The following is a 17,698-nucleotide window of genomic DNA, read 5'->3' on the forward strand; positions in this document are numbered from 1 at the left end:
GGCGTTTTGATATCACCTTTTCGTCTTACGCAAAATCCTTCCGGCCCGATACCGTCTAAGAGCACCCTGCTGCAAGGTCTTGCAGCGCTCTAGGAAGGAGCCAGAGGAATGAGTCTCAGAAGTCTCAATATTGCGCCTCGCGCAAGCCTGGGTTTTGGTTTGCTGGCGCTCATGGTGTTTATCCTCGGGGCATTCGCCCTGATGCAAATGGCCAACATGCGCCAGCAGTCCGATGAAGTGGAGAGCAATTGGCTGCCCAGTGTCATGTCCGTCGGCGATATGAATCAGGATCTCTTGCGCATCCGCGCCCTGACCCTGCGCTTGCTGATCAATCGCGATCCGCAGGCCATCGCCCAGAACGAAACCAAGATCAACGACATCAAGAGTGGCCTGGGGGTTGCCCAGGGGCGCTATGAGTCCCTGATCGTGCTGCCCCAGGAGCGTGCCCTGTTCGACCGCTTCAAGTCCATAGAGAAACAGTACCTGCAGCGTCAGTCCCAGGTCATGGCATTCTCCAGCCAGAATCAGGTGGAGGATGCGGTCAAGGTGGTCAATGGCGAGATGAACCAGTTGGCCGATGACATGGCTGCAACCCTGCATGAGCTGGTCGAACTGAACAAGCAGAGTGCCACCCAGGCCACCGACCTGGCCCAGGCAGTGTTCAGCAAGTCGCGGATCTGGGTGGTGGTGATGATCGTGCTGGCCGCGCTGGTGACCATCAGCCTGGCGCTGTTATTGACCCGTAGTATCGTCCTGCCGCTGGCGCAGTCGCTGAACGTGGCTGAGGTCGTCGCCGGTGGCGACTTGACCGGTGATATCAAGGTGATTGGCAAGGATGAGCCGGCGCGCCTGCTGCACGCACTCAAGGCGATGCAGAGCAGCCTGCGGGAAACCATCAAGCGGATTTCCGACTCCTCCAGCCAGTTGGCGTCGGCATCGGAAGAACTCAGTTGTGTCACCGAGGATGCGACCCGGGGCTTGCATCAACAGAGCCTGGAAATCGAGCAGGCGGCCACGGCCGTCAACCAGATGACCGCGGCAGTGGAGGAAGTAGCCAGCAATGCCGTGGCCACGTCCCAGGCCTCCCGGGAGTCCGACCGGATCGCCCAGCATGGGCGCGAGCAGGTGCAGCAGACGGTGCTTTCCATCGAGTCACTGGCACAGGATGTGACGTCCAATGCCACTCAGGTGGAGGACCTGGCGCAGAAGGTCTATGGCATCAGCAAGGTGCTGGAGGTGATCCGCTCCATTGCCGAGCAGACCAACCTCCTGGCCTTGAACGCGGCCATCGAGGCGGCCCGGGCCGGGGATGCCGGGCGCGGTTTCGCGGTGGTAGCCGATGAAGTGCGAGCCTTGGCCCATCGGACCCAGCAGTCGACCCAGGAAATCGAACAGATGATCGGCGGGATCCAGCAGGGCACCGATCAGGCGGTCAGCTCCATGCAGCAGAGTAATAACCGTGCCCGTTCGACCCTCGAGGTGGCCAAGGCCGCCGGCCAGGCCCTGGAGGAGATTGCCTCGGCCTTCACCGAGATCAACGAGCGCAATGTCGTCATTGCCAGTGCCTCGGAGCAACAGGCGGCGGTGGCACGGGAAGTGGACCGCAACCTGATGAACATCCGCGACCTGGCCCACCAGACTTCGGCGGGAGCCAACCAGACCAGCGCCGCCAGCCAGGAGTTGTCGCGCCTGGCCGTGGACTTGAACACCATGGTGGCGCGTTTCTCGGTGTGAATCGCGGGCAATAAAAAAGGTTCTTCACGGATTACCGGGAAAGACACTCTTGATCTTCATGAAAAAGAATTCGCTGTCCCGGTAGCCGTAGGCCATCCGTTTGATGACCTTAATCCGATTATTGATCCCCTCCAGTTGCCCGGTATGCATCGGCCAGCACACCCGGCTAACGATGCCGCGCCAGTAGCCCTTCAAACGTTTGGCAAATTGCTTCAGAGCGGGTATCGCGCTTTCATCGGCCAGACACAGCCACTGTTTCCACGCTGATCGCCAGCCCCAAGCAGTGGTGGGCGACCACAGCGCTTTGAGCTCTGCCTTCATCAGATAAACCGTCATCAACGACTGGTTGGCAGCCAGCAGATCCTGTAAATGCACCTGTTGATCTGCACTCTGGAGATTCTCCGGGTTCCGCAACAGCAGCCATCGCGCTTGCTTGATGACCTTGCGTGCAGTCTTGTCATGACGCAGGCGGTTGGCTTCATCGACCCGTACTCGATCAATCACTTCTCGCCCATATTTGGCCACCACATGAAACAGGTCGTAGACCACCCGTGCCTGGGGACAATGCTGGCGTACCTCCAAGTCAAACGCGGTATTCATGTCCATCGCGACCGCTTCAATCCGTGCACAACCCTCAAGCCCCAACTCCTCGAAGAAAGGCCTGATTGCGGCGCGACTGCGTCCCTCGCCAATCCAGAGCACCCGACGGGTATCGGCATCCAGCACGACGCTGGCGTAGCGATGCCCTTTGAACAGGGCAAACTCGTCCATGACCAAGCGCCTGGGGCGGGCTGCAGGCAGCGCATCCAGTTCCATCTGTAGAGCCCGTCGCTCCAGTAGTCGCACGCTATCCCAGTGCAATCCGAATAGCTGAGCCACATGCAAGGTAGGCAGTCGTCGACAGGTCTGGATGACGGTTTCAGCCAAGCGGCGTGTCATCCGGGAGTAGCGGTCAAGCCAGCTGACCCCCTCCATTCGTTTGCCGCAGGCGGCACATTCAACTCGCCTGAGCTCGACGTTCAGCCGCACCGGTTGTCCAAGGATGGGCAGGTCTCGGATGAAGCGCTGACAGTATTCATGGGTGATTGTGCTGGGCTCGTTGCAGCCGCTGCAGATGGGAAAGCGAGTGCTCAGAGGGACGAGATCGATCTGTAAAGCGCCACCCTCAGGTTTGATGGCGACCACAGAAAAACCCTCCCAAAACGGAAGGAACGTATTAACATCGCGCATAAGAACGCCGGTTTTTTAGATGTGTTTGTTCGCACTAACATCATCTATCAAATCGGCGTTCTTGTTTCTGTTTCCCGGGATTCCGTGAAGAACCATAAAAAAGCCCCGAACCAGTCGGGGCTTTTTATTGCAGCGGCTGGGCTTACTTGCCCTGCCAGCGCTTGAGGACCAGGGTAGCGTTGGTGCCACCGAAGCCGAAGCTGTTGCTCATCACGGTGTTGAAGGCAACGTCTTCGCGGGTCTTGGTCAGGATCGGCATGTCGGCCACTTCCGGGTCCAGCTCGTCGATGTTGGCCGAGCCGGCCATGAAGTTGCCTTCCATCATCAGCATGCAGTAGATCGCTTCATGGACACCGGCAGCGCCCAGGGAGTGACCCGACAGGCTCTTGGTGGAGCTGATGGCCGGGGCCTTGTCGCCAAACACTTCACGCACGCCCTTCATCTCGGCAACGTCGCCGACCGGGGTCGAGGTGCCGTGGGTGTTCAGGTAGTCGATCGGGGTGTCAACGGTGGACATGGCCATCTGCATGCAGCGGATGGCGCCTTCGCCGCTTGGGGCGACCATGTCGTAACCGTCGGAAGTCGCGCCGTAGCCGACAATTTCCGCGTAGATCTTGGCACCACGGGCCAGGGCGTGTTCCAGCTCCTCGACCACCACCATGCCGCCACCGCCGGCGATGACGAAACCGTCACGCTTGGCGTCGTAGGCGCGGGAGGCCTTGTCCGGGGTCTCGTTGTACTGGGTGGACAGGGCGCCCATGGCGTCGAACAGGAACGACTGGGTCCAGTGCTCTTCTTCACCACCACCGGCGAAGACGATGTCCTGCTTGCCCATCTGGATCTGCTCCATGGCGGTACCGATGCAGTGAGCACTGGTGGCGCAGGCAGAGGCGATGGAGTAGTTCAGGCCCTTGATCTTGAACGGGGTGGCCAGGCAAGCGGAAACGGTGCTGCTCATGGTCCGGGTGACGCGGTACGGGCCAACGCGCTTGACGCCTTTTTCGCGCAGGATATCCAGCGCTTCCATCTGGTTCAGGGTCGAGGCGCCGCCGGAGCCTGCGATCAGGCCGGTGCGAGGATTGGACACCTGCTCTTCGGTCAGGCCGGAGTCGGTGATGGCGTCCTTCATGGCCAGGTAGGCGTAGGCCGCCGCATGGCCGACGAAGCGATAGATCTTGCGATCGATCAGTTCTTCGAGGTTCAGGTCAATGGAGCCGGAAACCTGGCTACGCAGACCCATTTCGGCATATTCCGGGTTGAAGCGGATGCCAGGGCGACTTGCACGCAGGTTAGCGGAGACGGTCTCTTTGTCATTGCCCAGGCACGAAACGATGCCCAGACCAGTGATAACGACGCGGCGCATGCGGATAACCCTTAAAAATTGTCAGTGGAGGTGAACACGCCGACCCGCAGGCCTTCGGCAGTGTAGATTTCCTTGCCGTCGACGCTGACCGAACCATCGGCGATGGCCAGGTTCAGCTTACCCTTGAGTACGCGCTTGATATGAATGTTATAGGTGACCTTCGTGGCGGTCGGCAGCACCTGGCCGAAGAATTTCACTTCGCCCGAGCCCAGGGCCCGGCCACGGCCCGGCAGGCCTTGCCAGCCCAGGAAGAAACCGACCAGTTGCCACATGGCATCCAGGCCCAGGCAGCCTGGCATGACCGGATCGCCCTCGAAGTGACAGGCGAAGAACCACAGGTCAGGATTGATATCCAGCTCGGCGACCAATTCACCTTTGCCATACTTGCCGCCTTCGCTGCTGATATGGGTAATGCGATCGATCATCAGCATGTTACCGGCGGGCAGTTGCGCATTACCTGGGCCGAACAGCTCACCGCGACTGCAGCGCAGCAGATCTTCCCGAGTAAAGGCGTTTTGTTTGGTCATGCGAGCTCCTCAATAGTCCCGTGCGGCAGGGTTGGGCAAATCTTCCCGGCCGATCGAAGCATTCATGCCTCGAGCCGGCAGCCTACTCATAGACTATTGCGTTGTAGTGAAAGTCACAGCGCCAAGGGCATGAATGTACACTTGTGCACTGAAATTTTTTTCAAGGGCCTTTTCAGGACCCTGTCGGGTGCCTAAGACTGCCGCACTTTCGCCCGCCACGCCAGTCGCAGAAGTTCGAAAATAACCCGTTACTGCACCCAACGTTGGAGAATTTGCTGCAGATCGGCACGCTTGAATGGCTTGGCCAAATAGTCGTTCATGCCCGCTGCAAGGCAGGCTTCGCGGTCGCCCTGCAAGGCGTTGGCGGTCAGGGCGATGATCGGTAGATCGACGCAACCGGGCAGTTGGCGGATCTGCCGGGTGGCCTCGTAGCCGTCGACCAGCGGCAGCCGGCAATCCATCAGGACGGCCTCGAAAATCAGGCTTTCGGCGCTGCGTACCGCCTGGGCTCCGTCGGTGACGATGGTCACGGTGAAGCCCAGGCTGCGCAGCATGGCCTGGATCACCGTCTGGTTCACCGGATTGTCCTCCACCAACAGGACATTGCGGCCTTCGCCCTGCTGGGCTGCGCTGTTCACCCGTGGGGCCAGTATCGGCAGGCTCTGCTGGAACAGCGCCAGCGGAATCTCCAGGGTGAATACCGATCCCCGGCCTTCTTCGCTCTGGGCGCGCAAGGTGCCGCCCATGCGCTCGGCCAGGGTCCGGGCAATGGGCAGCCCCAGCCCGGTACCGCCATAGCGCCGGGAGATCGAGCTGTCGGCCTGCTGGAAGGCATCGAACATCAGCTCCAGGCTGGCCGGGCTGATCCCGATCCCGCTGTCGCGCACTGCGCAGGTAAACCACAAGAGCTCGTGGTCCAGGGCCTGCCATTGCGGTTCGATACTGATGCTGCCCTGGTCGGTGAACTTCAGTGCGTTGCCGATCAGGTTGACCAGGATCTGGCGGATCCGCGTCGGATCGCCCTTGACCTGCAGGGCCTCCATGCCTGGCGGTAGTCGCAGGCGCAGGTCCAGGCCGCGTTGCATCGCGCTGTGCTGGAAGGCCTGGGCCGAACTGCTGATCAGTTCGGCCAGGTTGAACGCAATGTGCTCCAGCTCCAGGGCCGAGCGCTCGATACGCGAGAAGTCGAGGATGTCGTTGATCACCTTCAGCAGATGCTCGGTGGACTCGGAGGCAAGCGCCGCATACTCGCTCTGCTCGCGGGTCATTTCAGTGGTCTCCAGCAACTGCAGCATGCCCAGGACACCGTTCATCGGAGTGCGCAGTTCATGGCTCATCATCGCCAGGAAGTCCGACTTGGCCTTGTTCGCCTGCTCTGCTTCTTCCCGGGTCTGGATCAGCTGGGACATCGCCTGCTGCTGCTCGCGGCTGGCCACCTCGAGGCCGGCCGCCAGGTTATTGATGTGGCGCGCCAGGTTGCCCAGTTCGCCGTCGTCGACGATGGGCAGTGGTGTCTTGAAGTCGCCTTCCTGGATCGCCTTGACCGCGTTGCCCATGGCCCTGATCGGCTGGGCCAGGCCCGAGGCCAGGCGTCGGGCCAGCAGGTAGGTGAAGAGGAGGGCGAACAGGGCAAGGATGGCGGCCTTGAGCAGGATTTCCTGCTGGCGCTGGCTGAAGGCATCGTTGGACATGCCGACGATCACCCGTCCCAGGTAGCCGTCGCCCTGGCTGGCCAGGCTGCCTGGATCGTTCTGCAGGAAGTCGTTGTGCACCTGGATGCGTTGCAGGCGTATCGGTGCCTGGAACACCTTGATCTGTTGTGCGTGCTTGTGGCTGGCCGAGGCTTGCTCGACATACACCAGGATATTGTTGGCGCTGTCCTGGACTTCCAGGAAGTGCACGTGAGGCGTGGCCAGGGTCGCCTGCAACAGGGCCTCCAGGCCTTCGTTGTTACCCGAGATCACCCCGTACTCGGTGGCCGGGGCCAATTGGTTGGCGATCAACTGGCCGGTATGGTTCAGCTCCTGGTGCAGGTCCTGGATGCGCACGAAAGTGAAGAAACTGATCAACAACAAGGTCAGGAGCAGGGCAGGGCCCAGGCTGATGAGCTGCGTGCGGGTCTGGATGTCCCAACGGCGACGCACTGTCATGGGCGTTTCTCTCCTTCGCTCAACTGGCGTGCTACGGCCTGGGCATCGACTTCCTCGATGCCCAGGGAGCGTGCCACCTGAGGGTTGCTCAATACTTTGAAGGCCGCCGGGTACAGCGAGCGGGGCCAATGTGCCGGTGGTTGGTCCAGTAGCTTGTCCAGGGTTTGCAACCAGTCTTGCTGGTCGCTGTAGGTGCTGGCCAGGCTACCGGCCCTGACGAAGCCCGCGTTCGGGCCGATCAGGGCTTGTTGTCGGGCATAGCTGCTGAGCAGCAGGTTCTTCACGGTCTTGGGGTTGTACAGGCTGGGGTCGTCCAGGCCCAGCAGAACCTCGCTGTTGCGCAGGACTGCCTGCAGCGGCCGGCTGTCGCCGATGTTGTCCCAGGATTCGGCGATGATCTCCAGCTCCAGGCTGCGTGCTGCCAGGCGCAGTTCCTCGAGCAGGAACTGGCTGTCATGGCCATACAGCACTCCCACGCGGCGGACCTGGGGTAGCACACTGCGGATCAAGCGTAACTGGCGCGCCAGGGGCGGGTCGCTCCAGAGCAGGCTGAGCCTGGCGCGTGGGGCTCCCTGCAAGCGCTGCTCGGCTTGCAGGCGGCTGATGCGCAAGACCAGGGTCGCCGGTCCCAGGGGCTCCTGCAGGCGCCAATCGAGGCTTTGCGGGTCCAGCAGGACCAGGCGTATGCCCCCGGGCAATTGCCCTGGCGCCGGTAGCTGTGCCAACGGCACGAAATGCACCTGGTCCTGGGGACGCAGGCTGGCCAGCTCCTGGGTAAAGGTGCGCACCCCTTCGCTATCCTCGCTGGCGGTCAGCAAGACCTCGGCGGCGCGCAATGGGACGCACAGCAGCAGTCCCAGCAGGGCCAGGCCCCAACCCAGGCGACGCGCGCTGTACCGGCCCGTGCGCAGCAGCACCATGCTAGAACTCCAGCTCGGCGCTGACATAGGCTACGTGCCGCGAGTCGTAGCGGTTGTCGGCGAAGGTGGTGGGCTGGTGGTCGAGCCGTTGCTGCAAGGTGCCGGCCAGTTCCAGGTTGGCCCGGCCCAGGGCCAGCCGCTTGGCGATACGGGTATCGATCCGTTGGAAGCGATACCCGTTGAGGGCGTCGCTCCCATAGTAGAAGAGCGAACTGGACCAACCCTGGCCCCAGTTGCGCAGCCAGCCGGCAGAACCACTGTTGGTGGCGCTCAGGCGCCGGTCCAGGCGGTTGCTGGCCTGGGCATGGACGTAGGCATAGGTCAGGCGCAGGCGATCATTGCGGTCCAGTTGCCAGTCCAACTGGCTTTCGGTCCCGGAGAAACGTGCCGAGTTGCTGTTGCTGGCGATGTACTGGTTATTGCGCAGCGGCTCGCTGATCATCCGGCTGATCTCGTCGTAGAACAGCTTGATGTCGAGGTTCAGCGCCTGATCGACGAAGTAGCCGTTGTAGCCCAGCTCCCGCGAGCGCATGCGTTCCTGGTCAAGATTGCCCGGGCCTCGGGTCTTGACGAAGTACTGGGCGCTGTTCTGGCCGTAGACCGGGCGATCCAGGCCGGTGACCCGGTAGCTCCAGTTGACGTTGTTCTCGAACATGTCCGGGGACCGGACGGCCTCGGAATACACTGCCCGCAGGCCATGGCGCGGGTTGATCAGGTAGTTGGCCGCGATCCTGGGTGTCAGGGAGTGGCCAGTCAACTGGGAGTCTTCGTACATGGCCCCGCCCTGGATCAACCAATGCTCGCTGGCCCGCCACTCCAACTGGCCGAAGAGGCGCCAGGTGGTGTCGTCGAGCGTGCCGTTGAAGTAGGTCTGCGAGTCGGCACGGTCATAACGATAGTTCATGCCGCTGACCAGCCGCAGGTTGTCGGCCAGGCTCAGGGTGTCCTGCAGCTCCAGGTCGTAGCGGGTTTCCCGCGAGCTCTGGTCGATAAGGCCGCAGACGGTGCTTTTACCTTCCTTTCTCCATTGGGAGAGAACCTGCTCAGCGATGGCTTGCTCTGCCTCCGTGCTTGCAGGAGGGGCTTTGTCCTCGCTGAAATCCTTTATGCCTCGGGCCAGACGCTCGGCATAGTTCGGGTTGAGTTGCCACAGGCGTGTCAGTTCGGGGCTGAAGGAGATGGCCGCATCGCAGGCTCTCCAGGTTTTCTGGCGATCCCAGTGTTGGGCCGAGCCTTGGATATACAGGCTGTGCCGTGGATCGATATCCAGGTTCCAGCGCAGGGAACCGGCGTAGTCCTTGGCGACTACATCGGAGTTGTTGCCTTGCTGGGAGACGCCATAGAACACCGGCCGATAGGTATAAGGCTGCTGGTTACTGCCTTCCTTGGCATTGAACTGCCAGTCGAGGCTCTGTCGCTCATCGAGCATCTGGTTCACCGACAGGCCGATGCGGTTCAGGCGCTTGCTGTCGCGATAGTCCGATCCGTCAAGGCGCCTGTCGAAACCGTCATCCTCCTGCCCGGACATCGACAGGCGCAGGTCGCCGCCGTCCCAGCCCGTGCCCTGGCTGGCGTACCAGTCGCTGATGCCGCGTTGGCCGCGGGTCACCTTGAACCGGGTGCCATGGCTGTTGGCTGGCGAGCGGGTGATGATGTTGACCACCGCCATCAGGGCGTTGGCGCCGTAGCTGACGGTATTGGGGCCGCGAAATACCTCGATGCGCTCGATATCCTCCATGGCCACCGGGATATCGCTCCAGTCCACCGTGGCCAGGCCCGGTCGGTAGACCGAGCGGCCATCGATCAGCACCTGCATGCGCCGGGCCTCGCTGGCGTTGGTGCCGTGGTAGTTGACTGTGGCCTGGTTGCCACTGATGGCGCCGACCATCATGCCCGGCACCAGGCGCAGCAGTTCACTGATCTCCCGGGCACCGCTGGCCCTGATCAGTTCGTTGTCGAGTACCGTCATGCTGCCGGGGACCGCTGCTGGCGACTGCTTCAGACGAGTGGCGGTCAGTACCTGGGGCAGGCTGGTCTCATCGACGAACAGATCTTCGGCCTGCGCCGGATGGCCAAGCAGCAGGCCCAGCAGCAGTGGCAGGCGAATAGAGGGGGGACCAGCGGACACGGCGCAGCCTTGAATCTTGAAAGATGGCGCGCATGTTAACCGAGACGCTCGAGTTTTCCAGTCGCTGTGCCCGGCAAGCGCCCAGTGCCCGCGCGGGTTTGCGACAGATCGTCGGAATGGTTGCCGGGGCTGGTGGTGCAGTGGCCGCTCCGTATAATGCCGCCATCGCCACTGCTATGGATAAACGGATTGCATATGACACAACAGCGCCCTATTGCGGTCCTGGGAGGCGGTAGTTTCGGTACCGCCGTGGCCAATCTGCTGGCCGAGAACGGCCAGGCAGTGCGCCAGTGGATGCGTGATCCCGAACAGGCCGAGGCCATTCGGCTCAATCGCGAGAATCCGCGTTATCTCAAAGGCATCAAGATCCATCCCGCGGTGGAGCCGGTCACCGACCTGCTGGCCACCCTGAGCGACAGCGAACTGTGCTTCGTCGCCTTGCCCTCCAGCGCCTTGCGCGCCGTGCTGGCCCCCCATGCGCAGCTGTTGGGCGGCAAGATGCTGGTCAGCCTGACCAAGGGCATCGAGGCCCAGACCTTCAAGCTGATGAGCGAGATCCTCGAAGACATCGCCCCCCAGGCGCGGATCGGGGTGCTGTCGGGGCCCAATCTGGCGCGCGAAGTGGCCGAGCACGCCCTGACCGCCACGGTGGTCGCCAGCGAGGACGAACAGCTGTGCCAGCAGGTCCAGGCCGTGTTGCATGGGCGGACCTTCCGGGTCTATGCCAGTGCTGACCGCTTCGGCGTCGAGCTGGGCGGCGCCTTGAAGAACGTCTACGCAATCATCGCCGGCATGGCGGTCGCCCTGGGCATGGGCGAAAACACCAAGAGCATGCTGATCACCCGGGCCCTGGCGGAAATGACCCGTTTTGCCGTGAGCCAGGGAGCCAATCCGATGACGTTCCTGGGCCTGGCCGGGGTGGGCGACTTGATCGTCACCTGTTCCTCGCCCAAGAGCCGCAACTACCAGGTGGGTTTCGCCCTGGGCCAGGGCTTGAGCCTGGACGAGGCGGTGACCCGCCTGGGCGAAGTGGCGGAGGGCGTCAATACTCTCAAGGTGCTCAAGGCCAAGGCCCAGGAGCTGGGCGTCTACATGCCGCTGGTGGCCGGCCTGCATGCGATCCTGTTCGAAGGCCGGACGCTGAACCAGGTGATCGAGCTGTTGATGCGCGGCGAACCGAAAACCGATGTCGACTTTATCTCCACCAGCGGATTCAACTGAGCAGTACAGGAGCGAGACATGAACGATACGAATTCCGAGGCCAAGTACGAATCCATTCTCCTGCGGGTGTTGTGGATGCTGGTATTCGCCCTGGTGTGGCAGGTGGCGCAGTTCCTCCTGGGCGCGTTGGTGGTGGTGCAGCTGATCTACCGGTTGGTCTACGGCGCCCCCAATGCCGGCCTGATGAATTTCGGCGACAGCCTGAGCCAGTTCCTGGCGCAGATCGGCCGTTTCGGCAGTTTCCATACTGAGCAGAAACCCTGGCCATTCGCCGACTGGCCGGCACCACGGGCACCGGAAGGCGAGGCGCCTCACAGCGTGCCGCCAGCACCGCATCCGGTACGTGACGAGGAGCCCAAGCTGTGAAGCTGTGGGTGCTGCGTCATGGCCAGGCTGAATCCCATGCGGCCACCGACGCCCAGCGCAACCTTACGGCCCATGGCCGTCAGCAAGTGCTGGACAGCGCGGCACAGCTGATCGGCCAGCCCATTGCGGCGATTCTCGCCAGCCCATACGCCCGGGCCCAGCAAACGGCGCACCTGGTACGCGAAGCCCTGGGGTTCGAAGGAGAGGTGCTTACGGTGCCGTGGCTCACGCCGGACACCAATCCCTTGAAGGCGCTGGAGCAACTGGGCAGCGCCGACAATCTGCTGCTGGTCAGCCACCAGCCCCTGGTGGGCAGCCTGATCGGCCTGTTGCAGCATGGTCATTTGCGTGACCCGCAAGCCATGGACACCGCCAGCCTGGCCGAGCTGCAAGGCGACTGGCCGCTGGCCGGGACCATGACCCTCACCCGCGTCAGGCATCCCTGAATCCTGCAGGTAAGCGGTGCGTGGACCCGTTTGCCTGCAGGTGCGTGCGCTACATTTCTTAACTTGCGGCGCTCCTTTGTGCGTGGAATAGTCGACCGAGCAAGTGCTTGGTTGGTCATAGGCTGTTCCCGAACACAACAAAAACAGAGGAGCGAGTCATGTCTGCTGCTTTTCGTTTGCCCCTGCAAGTGTTCTACGAGCGCGAGGCTCGTCATCCCCAGCAACGTTTTCTGGTCCAGCCCTGCGGGGGTGGCAAGGTGCAGGAGCTGAACTGGGCTGACGTCGCGCGACAGGTCCGCAGCGCCGCCCAGTGGCTTCGGGAACGGCAACTGCCCCCGGTCAGCCGTATCGCGATCATCGGCAAGAACTCCGCCCACTGGATCATCGCCGACCTGGCGATCTGGATGGCCGGACATGTCTCGGTGCCGTTGTACCCCAACCTCACCGCCGAGTCGGTGGCCCAGGTTCTGGAGCACTCCGAATCGGCCCTGGTGTTCATCGGCAAGCTCGATGCCTGGCCGGAAATGGCTGCGGGGGTCAGGCCCGGATTACCTACGATCAGCCTGCCGCTAGCCCCCGAGGGGCGCTTCGATTTTTGCTGGGACGACCTGCAACGCTGCCAGCCCCTGGCAGAGAGTCCCTGCCCAGCGGCTGAGCAATTGGCCACCATCATCTATACCTCCGGCACCACCGGGATGCCCAAGGGCGTGATGCACAGCTTCGCCAACCTGGGGTTTGCCGCCAGCCATGGGGTCGACCTGTTTGGCCTGGGCCCCGATGACCGGCTGCTGTCCTACCTGCCGCTGTGCCATGTGGCCGAGCGCATGTTCGTCGAGATGGCGGCGATCTACACCGGACAGACGGTGTTCTTCGCTGAAAGTCTCGATACCTTCCTGGTTGACCTGCGACGTGCCCGGCCCACCGCGATGTTCGGGGTACCGCGAATCTGGACCAAGTTCCAGATGGGGGTCTACAGCAAGATGCCAGCCAGGCGCCTGGATTTTCTCCTGGGCCTGCCTTTGATCGGCAAGCGGGTCGGGCACAAGGTCCTGGCGGGCCTGGGGCTGGATGCCTTGCGGGTTGCCCTGTCCGGGGCGGCGCCGGTGCCCCAGGCCCTGCTGCATTGGTACCAGCGCCTGGGCCTGGACGTGCTGGAGGTCTATGGCATGACCGAGAACTGTGGTTATTCCCATATCGGCCGTTCCGGGGAATATGCCCCCGGCTGGATCGGCCGCCCGTGTCCCGAGGTCCAGGTGCGCATCGATGAGTCGGGGGAAGTCCAGGTGCGCAGTGGCGCGGTGATGCAGGGGTACTACAAGGACCCGCAGAAAACCGCGGAAACGGTCACGGAGGATGGCTTCCTGCGCACGGGCGACAAGGGTGAGCAGGATGCTGCCGGCAACCTGCGCCTGACCGGCCGGCTCAAGGAGATCTTCAAGACCAGCAAGGGCAAGTATGTGGCCCCGGCCCCCATCGAGATCCGCCTGGCCGAACACGCGCATATCGAGCAGGTGTGCGTGGTCGGTGATGGCCTGAGCGCGCCCCTGGGGTTGTGCGTATTGTCGGCGGCTGGCCAGCGGGCTGCCGGAGGCAGTACTCGCGAAGACCTGCACAGCAGCCTGGAAGGCCTGCTGGCCCAAGTCAATGGTCGCCTGGACAAGCATGAGCGCCTGCATCGCCTGGTGGTGGTCAAGGACAGCTGGGCGGTGGAGAACGGTTTCCTGACTCCGACGCTGAAGATCAAGCGCAATGTGATCGAGTCCACCTATGGCGGTAGTTTCCAGGCCTGGAGCGAGCGCGAAGAAGTCGTGCTGTGGCAGGATTGAGCGACGACAACCTAACAAGAAGGAAATGGCGATGAGCCTGTGGCGCACCACCCCGAACCTCGAACAATTGAATGCGATCCAGAAGAACACCATCGGTGAAGTGCTGGATATTCGCTTCGAGTCCTTTGACGAGCAATCGCTGACCGCGAGCATGGTCATCGACCACCGTACCCACCAGCCCTACGGTTTATTGCATGGCGGCGCCTCGGTGGTACTGGCCGAGACGGTCGGTTCCATGGCCAGCTACCTGTGCATCGATGCCAGCAAGTTCTATTGCGTGGGGCTGGAGATCAACGCCAATCACCTGCGCGGCCTGCGCAGCGGGCGGGTCACAGCGGTGGCCAGGGCCATTCACATAGGGCGCACCACCCATGTCTGGGACATCCGCCTGAGCAGCGACGAAGGCAAGGCCAGCTGTGTCTCGCGCCTGACCATGGCGGTGGTGCCCCTGGGACAGACTCCGCCAGCGCAGTGAGGCCGCACGCCATAGGCTGAGCCTGGGTGTCAGTATTCCTGTCCGTTACGGTCATTGCCCTGGTGCAAGGGCCTGCGGACAATCGGTATTCGTTTGGTGGATGGATAGGACGGTATGTCGCAACAGGTGTTTTTCGCTCACGCCAATGGGTTTCCCTCCGGCACGTACGGCAAGTTGTTTGCCGCCCTGGCGCCGGAATTCGAGGTGGCTCATTTGCAGCAGCATGCCCACGATCCACGCTTTCCGGTGGATGACAATTGGCAGAGCCTGGTGGATGAGCTGATTCATCACCTGCAACAGCAGGCGCAGCCGGTGTGGGGCGTGGGGCACTCGTTGGGTGGCGTGCTGCACCTGCACGCGGCCCTGCGGTGCCCGGAGTTGTACCGGGGGGTGGTGATGCTCGATTCGCCGGTGCTGACCCGCGCCGACCAGTGGGTGATCCGCGCGGCCAAGCGCTTTGGCTTCATCGACCGCCTGACCCCGGCTGGCCGTACCCTGGGCCGCCGCGAGGAGTTCACCGACATCGAGTCGGCCCGCAGCTACTTTTCGCGCAAGACCCTGTTTCGCGCCTTCGATCCGGATTGCCTGGATGCCTACTTGCAGCATGGCTTGCTGCAAGTAGGCGATCGCCTGCGCCTGCGTTTCGACCCGGCCACCGAGATCAGTATCTACCGCGGTGTACCGCATACCAGCCCGGGCAGTGCCCGCCAGCTCAAGGTGCCCCTGGCGGTGGTACGCGGCCAGCAGAGCAGGGTGGTGATGCGCCATCACACCAGCGCCGTGGGCCGCATGCCCCAGGGCGTGTCGCTGACCATGCCCGGCGGCCACATGTTTCCCCTTGAGCGACCTGAAGACACCGCGACCTTGCTCAAGGACCTGTTCAATCGCTGGCAGCACGACCAGCAACGGAGCCTGGCATGAACCAGGCCGTGGAAGAAGTGCGCCTGAGCCTGCCGCATATCGAGCTGGCAGCCCATCTGTTCGGCCCCGAGGACGGCCTGCCGGTCATCGCCCTGCATGGCTGGCTGGACAATGCCAACAGCTTCGCGCGCCTGGCTCCCAGGCTCGAAGGGCTGCGTATCGTCGCCCTGGATCTGGCCGGCCATGGGCACTCCGGGCATCGCCCGCCTGGAGCGGGTTATGCCTTATGGGACTATGTGTACGACGTGCTGCAGGTGGCCGAGCAACTGGGGTGGCAGCGTTTCGCCCTGATGGGCCACTCCCTGGGGGCCATCGTGTCCCTGGTGCTGGCGGCAGCCATGCCGGCCCGCGTCAGTCACCTGGCCCTGATCGATGGCGTCATCCCGCCTACCGCTACCGGCGAAGGTTCCGCCGAGCGCCTGGGCATGGCACTGCAGGCGCAACTGGATTTGCAGGGCAAGCGCAAGCCGGTCTACAGCACCCTGGAGCGAGCCATCGAGGCGCGGATGAAAGGGGTGGTGGCCGTCAGCCGAGAGGCCGCCGAGCTGTTGGCCCAACGTGGCTTGATGCCGGTGCCCGGTGGCTACACCTGGCGCAGCGACAGCCGCCTGACATTGGCCTCGCCGCTGCGCCTGACCCAAGAGCAGGCCATGTCCTTCGTGCAGCGGGTCGCCTGCCCAACACAACTGGTGGTGGCTGGCGATGGCATGCTGGCCAAGCACCAGGAATTGCTCCAGCGTCTACCCTTCAACCTGGAACAGCTGCCGGGCGGGCACCACCTGCACCTGAACGATGAGGCCGGTGCCACCTTTGTCGCAGACTGTTTCAATCGGTTTTTCGCCCTTCCTTGACTTGATCCGGTCAACTGTCGAGGCTTGGCGGGTTGAAATGGGAGACAACCATGATAGATCTGTACACCGCTGCGACCCCCAATGGCCATAAGGTTTCCATCCTGCTTGAAGAGCTCGGCCTGCCCTATACCGTGCATGCCCTGAGCTTCGACAAGAAGGAGCAGAAGGCGCCGGCGTTCCTCAAGATCAATCCCAATGGGCGTATTCCGGCCATCGTCGACCGCGACAATGGCGATTTTCCGGTATTCGAATCCGGTGCGATCCTGGTGTACCTGGCCGAGCGCAGCGGCCGCTTGCTGCCGGCCGATGCCAAGGGGCGCTCGGTGGTCATGCAATGGCTGATGTTCCAGATGGGCGGCATCGGTCCGATGCAGGGGCAGGCCAATGTGTTCTTCCGCTATTTCCCGGAGAAGCTCCAGGGCGCCATCGACCGTTACCAGCACGAGACCCGGCGGCTCTATGAGGTGCTCGACACCCGCCTGCAGCAGGTCGAGTACCTGGCCGGCGACTACAGCATTGCCGACATCGCCACCTTCCCCTGGGTACGCGGCCATGAGTGGTCGGGTGTTCCGGTCCAGGGGCTGGAGGCGCTGCAACGCTGGATGGCGGCCATGGAGGCTCGGCCTGCGGTCCAGCGTGGCTTGCAGGTCCCGCAACGCAGCGATGACGCCAGCGTCGTCAAGGGCGCCCAGGCCATGCTGATCCGATGAGGGGCCCAATGCGTTCTCTGAGTGTTCTGGGCCTATCGCTGGTCAGCCTGCTGGCGGTCGCCGCCGATCTGCCCGGCAGCCAGGATCTGCCCCTGGTACCACGGTTGACCGATGCGCAAATCGTCGACTACCGCCCCGAAGCGGAGCAGGAGCGGATCTACCCCATGGGGGCGATCCGCAGAATCAGCGGCCAGTTGCGTTTCGATGGCCAGGTCAATGCCCGCGGCAAGCTCACTACCGTCACCTACCAGTTGCCCGCCGAGCGTAGCTCCAACGAAGCCTTCACCCTGGCCCGCGAAGCCTTGCAGAAGCAGGGGGCCGAGCTGCTGTTCTGGTGCCAGGCCCGGGACTGCGGCGAGAGCAGCCTGTGGGCCAATGAGGTATTCGGCAATGCCAAGCTGTACGGCATCGACGAGCAACAGGCCTACCTGTTGTTGCGCCTGGCAGCGCCCAGGGACAACTCCCTGGTGGCCCTCTACAGCATTACCCGGGGCAATCGCCGGGCCTACCTGCATGTGGAGCAGTTCGACGCAGGGACCCCACTGGGAGAGCTGCTACCTACCTCCGCGACCTTGCTGCGCCAGCTCAAGGATACCGGCAGGCTGGACCTGGCCAGGCTTGCCGAGCCACAACCGGCCTGGCTCAACTTGCTGTCGCGTGGGTTGAACCTGGATACCACTTTGCGGGTCAGTCTCTCCGGTAGACAGGCCGAAGCCTGGCGCCAGGCCCTGATCGGCCAGGGCGTACGCGCGACGCGAATGGAAACCGGCGACACCCAGGCATCCGGCCTGCACTTCGAACTGCTGCGTTAAGCTCTTGCAGGCGGCCCG

16 protein-coding genes are annotated in these 17,698 nt (G+C 62.8%); 10 read left to right on the top strand and 6 right to left on the bottom strand.

Features of this window, described 5'->3' with window-relative positions; translation table 11 throughout:
• Positions 1-108 precede the first annotated feature (108 nt).
• The gene (locus I9018_RS08845) at positions 109-1,734 is read left to right on the top strand and encodes a methyl-accepting chemotaxis protein (protein WP_241109217.1); all 1,626 of its coding nucleotides are present in this window, start codon (positions 109-111) and stop codon (positions 1,732-1,734) included.
• A 24-nt stretch (positions 1,735-1,758) separates the two neighbouring features.
• On the opposite strand, the gene I9018_RS08850 is transcribed toward I9018_RS08845, so the two are convergent.
• From I9018_RS08850 to I9018_RS08875, 6 genes are all read right to left on the bottom strand, one after another.
• Positions 1,759-2,964, bottom strand: coding sequence for an ISL3 family transposase (locus I9018_RS08850; RefSeq protein WP_241107952.1), 1,206 nt, complete (start codon positions 2,962-2,964; stop codon positions 1,759-1,761).
• A 142-nt stretch (positions 2,965-3,106) separates the two neighbouring features.
• The gene (gene fabB / locus I9018_RS08855) at positions 3,107-4,327 is read right to left on the bottom strand and encodes a beta-ketoacyl-ACP synthase I (RefSeq protein ID WP_068587977.1); all 1,221 of its coding nucleotides are present in this window, start codon (positions 4,325-4,327) and stop codon (positions 3,107-3,109) included.
• Positions 4,328-4,338: 11 nt separating this feature from the next.
• Entirely contained in the window at positions 4,339-4,854 is a 516-nt protein-coding gene (gene fabA / locus I9018_RS08860; protein ID WP_241109218.1) for a 3-hydroxyacyl-[acyl-carrier-protein] dehydratase FabA, read from the bottom strand.
• Between the two features lie 248 nt (positions 4,855-5,102).
• Positions 5,103-7,004, bottom strand: coding sequence for an ATP-binding protein (locus tag I9018_RS08865; protein WP_241109219.1), 1,902 nt, complete (start codon positions 7,002-7,004; stop codon positions 5,103-5,105).
• A complete protein-coding gene (locus I9018_RS08870; protein ID WP_241109220.1) occupies positions 7,001-7,924 on the bottom strand; it encodes an ABC transporter substrate-binding protein in 924 nt (307 codons plus the stop codon). Before I9018_RS08870 ends, I9018_RS08865 begins: the two co-directional genes overlap by 4 nt.
• A gap of 1 nt (position 7,925) precedes the next feature.
• Positions 7,926-10,052: a TonB-dependent receptor gene (locus tag I9018_RS08875; RefSeq protein ID WP_241109221.1), complete on the bottom strand. Its 2,127-nt coding sequence runs from the start codon at positions 10,050-10,052 to the stop codon at positions 7,926-7,928.
• Between the two features lie 195 nt (positions 10,053-10,247).
• Here I9018_RS08875 and I9018_RS08880 point away from each other — a divergent pair, with 195 nt between their 5' ends.
• From I9018_RS08880 to I9018_RS08920, 9 genes are all read left to right on the top strand, one after another.
• The gene (locus tag I9018_RS08880) at positions 10,248-11,273 is read left to right on the top strand and encodes an NAD(P)H-dependent glycerol-3-phosphate dehydrogenase (protein ID WP_068587967.1); all 1,026 of its coding nucleotides are present in this window, start codon (positions 10,248-10,250) and stop codon (positions 11,271-11,273) included.
• An 18-nt stretch (positions 11,274-11,291) separates the two neighbouring features.
• Positions 11,292-11,639 (top strand): DUF4389 domain-containing protein, encoded by a 348-nt coding sequence (locus I9018_RS08885; RefSeq protein WP_124346150.1) that lies wholly within the window; start codon positions 11,292-11,294, stop codon positions 11,637-11,639.
• Complete coding sequence (gene sixA / locus I9018_RS08890) at positions 11,636-12,085, top strand: phosphohistidine phosphatase SixA (RefSeq protein WP_241109222.1); 450 nt, start codon at positions 11,636-11,638, stop codon at positions 12,083-12,085. Before I9018_RS08885 ends, sixA begins: the two co-directional genes overlap by 4 nt.
• 158 nt (positions 12,086-12,243) lie before the next feature.
• On the top strand, positions 12,244-13,911 hold the full coding sequence (locus I9018_RS08895; protein ID WP_241109223.1) for an AMP-binding protein: 1,668 nt from the start codon (positions 12,244-12,246) through the stop codon (positions 13,909-13,911).
• A 31-nt stretch (positions 13,912-13,942) separates the two neighbouring features.
• The gene (locus I9018_RS08900) at positions 13,943-14,386 is read left to right on the top strand and encodes a hotdog fold thioesterase (protein WP_068587959.1); all 444 of its coding nucleotides are present in this window, start codon (positions 13,943-13,945) and stop codon (positions 14,384-14,386) included.
• Positions 14,387-14,500: 114 nt separating this feature from the next.
• The gene (locus I9018_RS08905; protein ID WP_068587957.1) at positions 14,501-15,307 is read left to right on the top strand and encodes an alpha/beta hydrolase; all 807 of its coding nucleotides are present in this window, start codon (positions 14,501-14,503) and stop codon (positions 15,305-15,307) included.
• Positions 15,304-16,158 carry an alpha/beta hydrolase gene (locus tag I9018_RS08910; RefSeq protein WP_124346154.1) on the top strand — a complete coding sequence of 285 codons (855 nt, stop codon included), beginning with the start codon at positions 15,304-15,306 and terminating at the stop codon, positions 16,156-16,158. Before I9018_RS08905 ends, I9018_RS08910 begins: the two co-directional genes overlap by 4 nt.
• 50 nt (positions 16,159-16,208) lie before the next feature.
• Positions 16,209-16,868: a glutathione S-transferase N-terminal domain-containing protein gene (locus tag I9018_RS08915; RefSeq protein ID WP_241109224.1), complete on the top strand. Its 660-nt coding sequence runs from the start codon at positions 16,209-16,211 to the stop codon at positions 16,866-16,868.
• An 8-nt stretch (positions 16,869-16,876) separates the two neighbouring features.
• Complete coding sequence (locus I9018_RS08920) at positions 16,877-17,680, top strand: DUF4892 domain-containing protein (protein WP_176719737.1); 804 nt, start codon at positions 16,877-16,879, stop codon at positions 17,678-17,680.
• The last annotated feature ends 18 nt before the right edge of the window (positions 17,681-17,698 follow it).

It is taken from the genome of Pseudomonas sp. MPFS (assembly GCF_022537035.1).
GTDB lineage: Bacteria > Pseudomonadota > Gammaproteobacteria > Pseudomonadales > Pseudomonadaceae > Aquipseudomonas > Aquipseudomonas sessilinigenes.

Bases quoted from the DNA above. Each gene is read 5' to 3' on its own strand.
- I9018_RS08845 (WP_241109217.1), top strand. From the start codon at position 109: ATGAGTCTCAGAAGTCTCAATATTGCGCCTCGCGCAAGCCTGGGTTTT.
- I9018_RS08850 (WP_241107952.1), bottom strand. From the start codon at position 2,964: ATGCGCGATGTTAATACGTTCCTTCCGTTTTGGGAGGGTTTTTCTGTG.
- fabB (WP_068587977.1), bottom strand. From the start codon at position 4,327: ATGCGCCGCGTCGTTATCACTGGTCTGGGCATCGTTTCGTGCCTGGGC.
- fabA (WP_241109218.1), bottom strand. From the start codon at position 4,854: ATGACCAAACAAAACGCCTTTACTCGGGAAGATCTGCTGCGCTGCAGT.
- I9018_RS08865 (WP_241109219.1), bottom strand. From the start codon at position 7,004: ATGACAGTGCGTCGCCGTTGGGACATCCAGACCCGCACGCAGCTCATC.
- I9018_RS08870 (WP_241109220.1), bottom strand. From the start codon at position 7,924: ATGGTGCTGCTGCGCACGGGCCGGTACAGCGCGCGTCGCCTGGGTTGG.
- I9018_RS08880 (WP_068587967.1), top strand. From the start codon at position 10,248: ATGACACAACAGCGCCCTATTGCGGTCCTGGGAGGCGGTAGTTTCGGT.
- I9018_RS08885 (WP_124346150.1), top strand. From the start codon at position 11,292: ATGAACGATACGAATTCCGAGGCCAAGTACGAATCCATTCTCCTGCGG.
- I9018_RS08895 (WP_241109223.1), top strand. From the start codon at position 12,244: ATGTCTGCTGCTTTTCGTTTGCCCCTGCAAGTGTTCTACGAGCGCGAG.
- I9018_RS08900 (WP_068587959.1), top strand. From the start codon at position 13,943: ATGAGCCTGTGGCGCACCACCCCGAACCTCGAACAATTGAATGCGATC.
- I9018_RS08905 (WP_068587957.1), top strand. From the start codon at position 14,501: ATGTCGCAACAGGTGTTTTTCGCTCACGCCAATGGGTTTCCCTCCGGC.
- I9018_RS08910 (WP_124346154.1), top strand. From the start codon at position 15,304: ATGAACCAGGCCGTGGAAGAAGTGCGCCTGAGCCTGCCGCATATCGAG.
- I9018_RS08915 (WP_241109224.1), top strand. From the start codon at position 16,209: ATGATAGATCTGTACACCGCTGCGACCCCCAATGGCCATAAGGTTTCC.
- I9018_RS08920 (WP_176719737.1), top strand. From the start codon at position 16,877: ATGCGTTCTCTGAGTGTTCTGGGCCTATCGCTGGTCAGCCTGCTGGCG.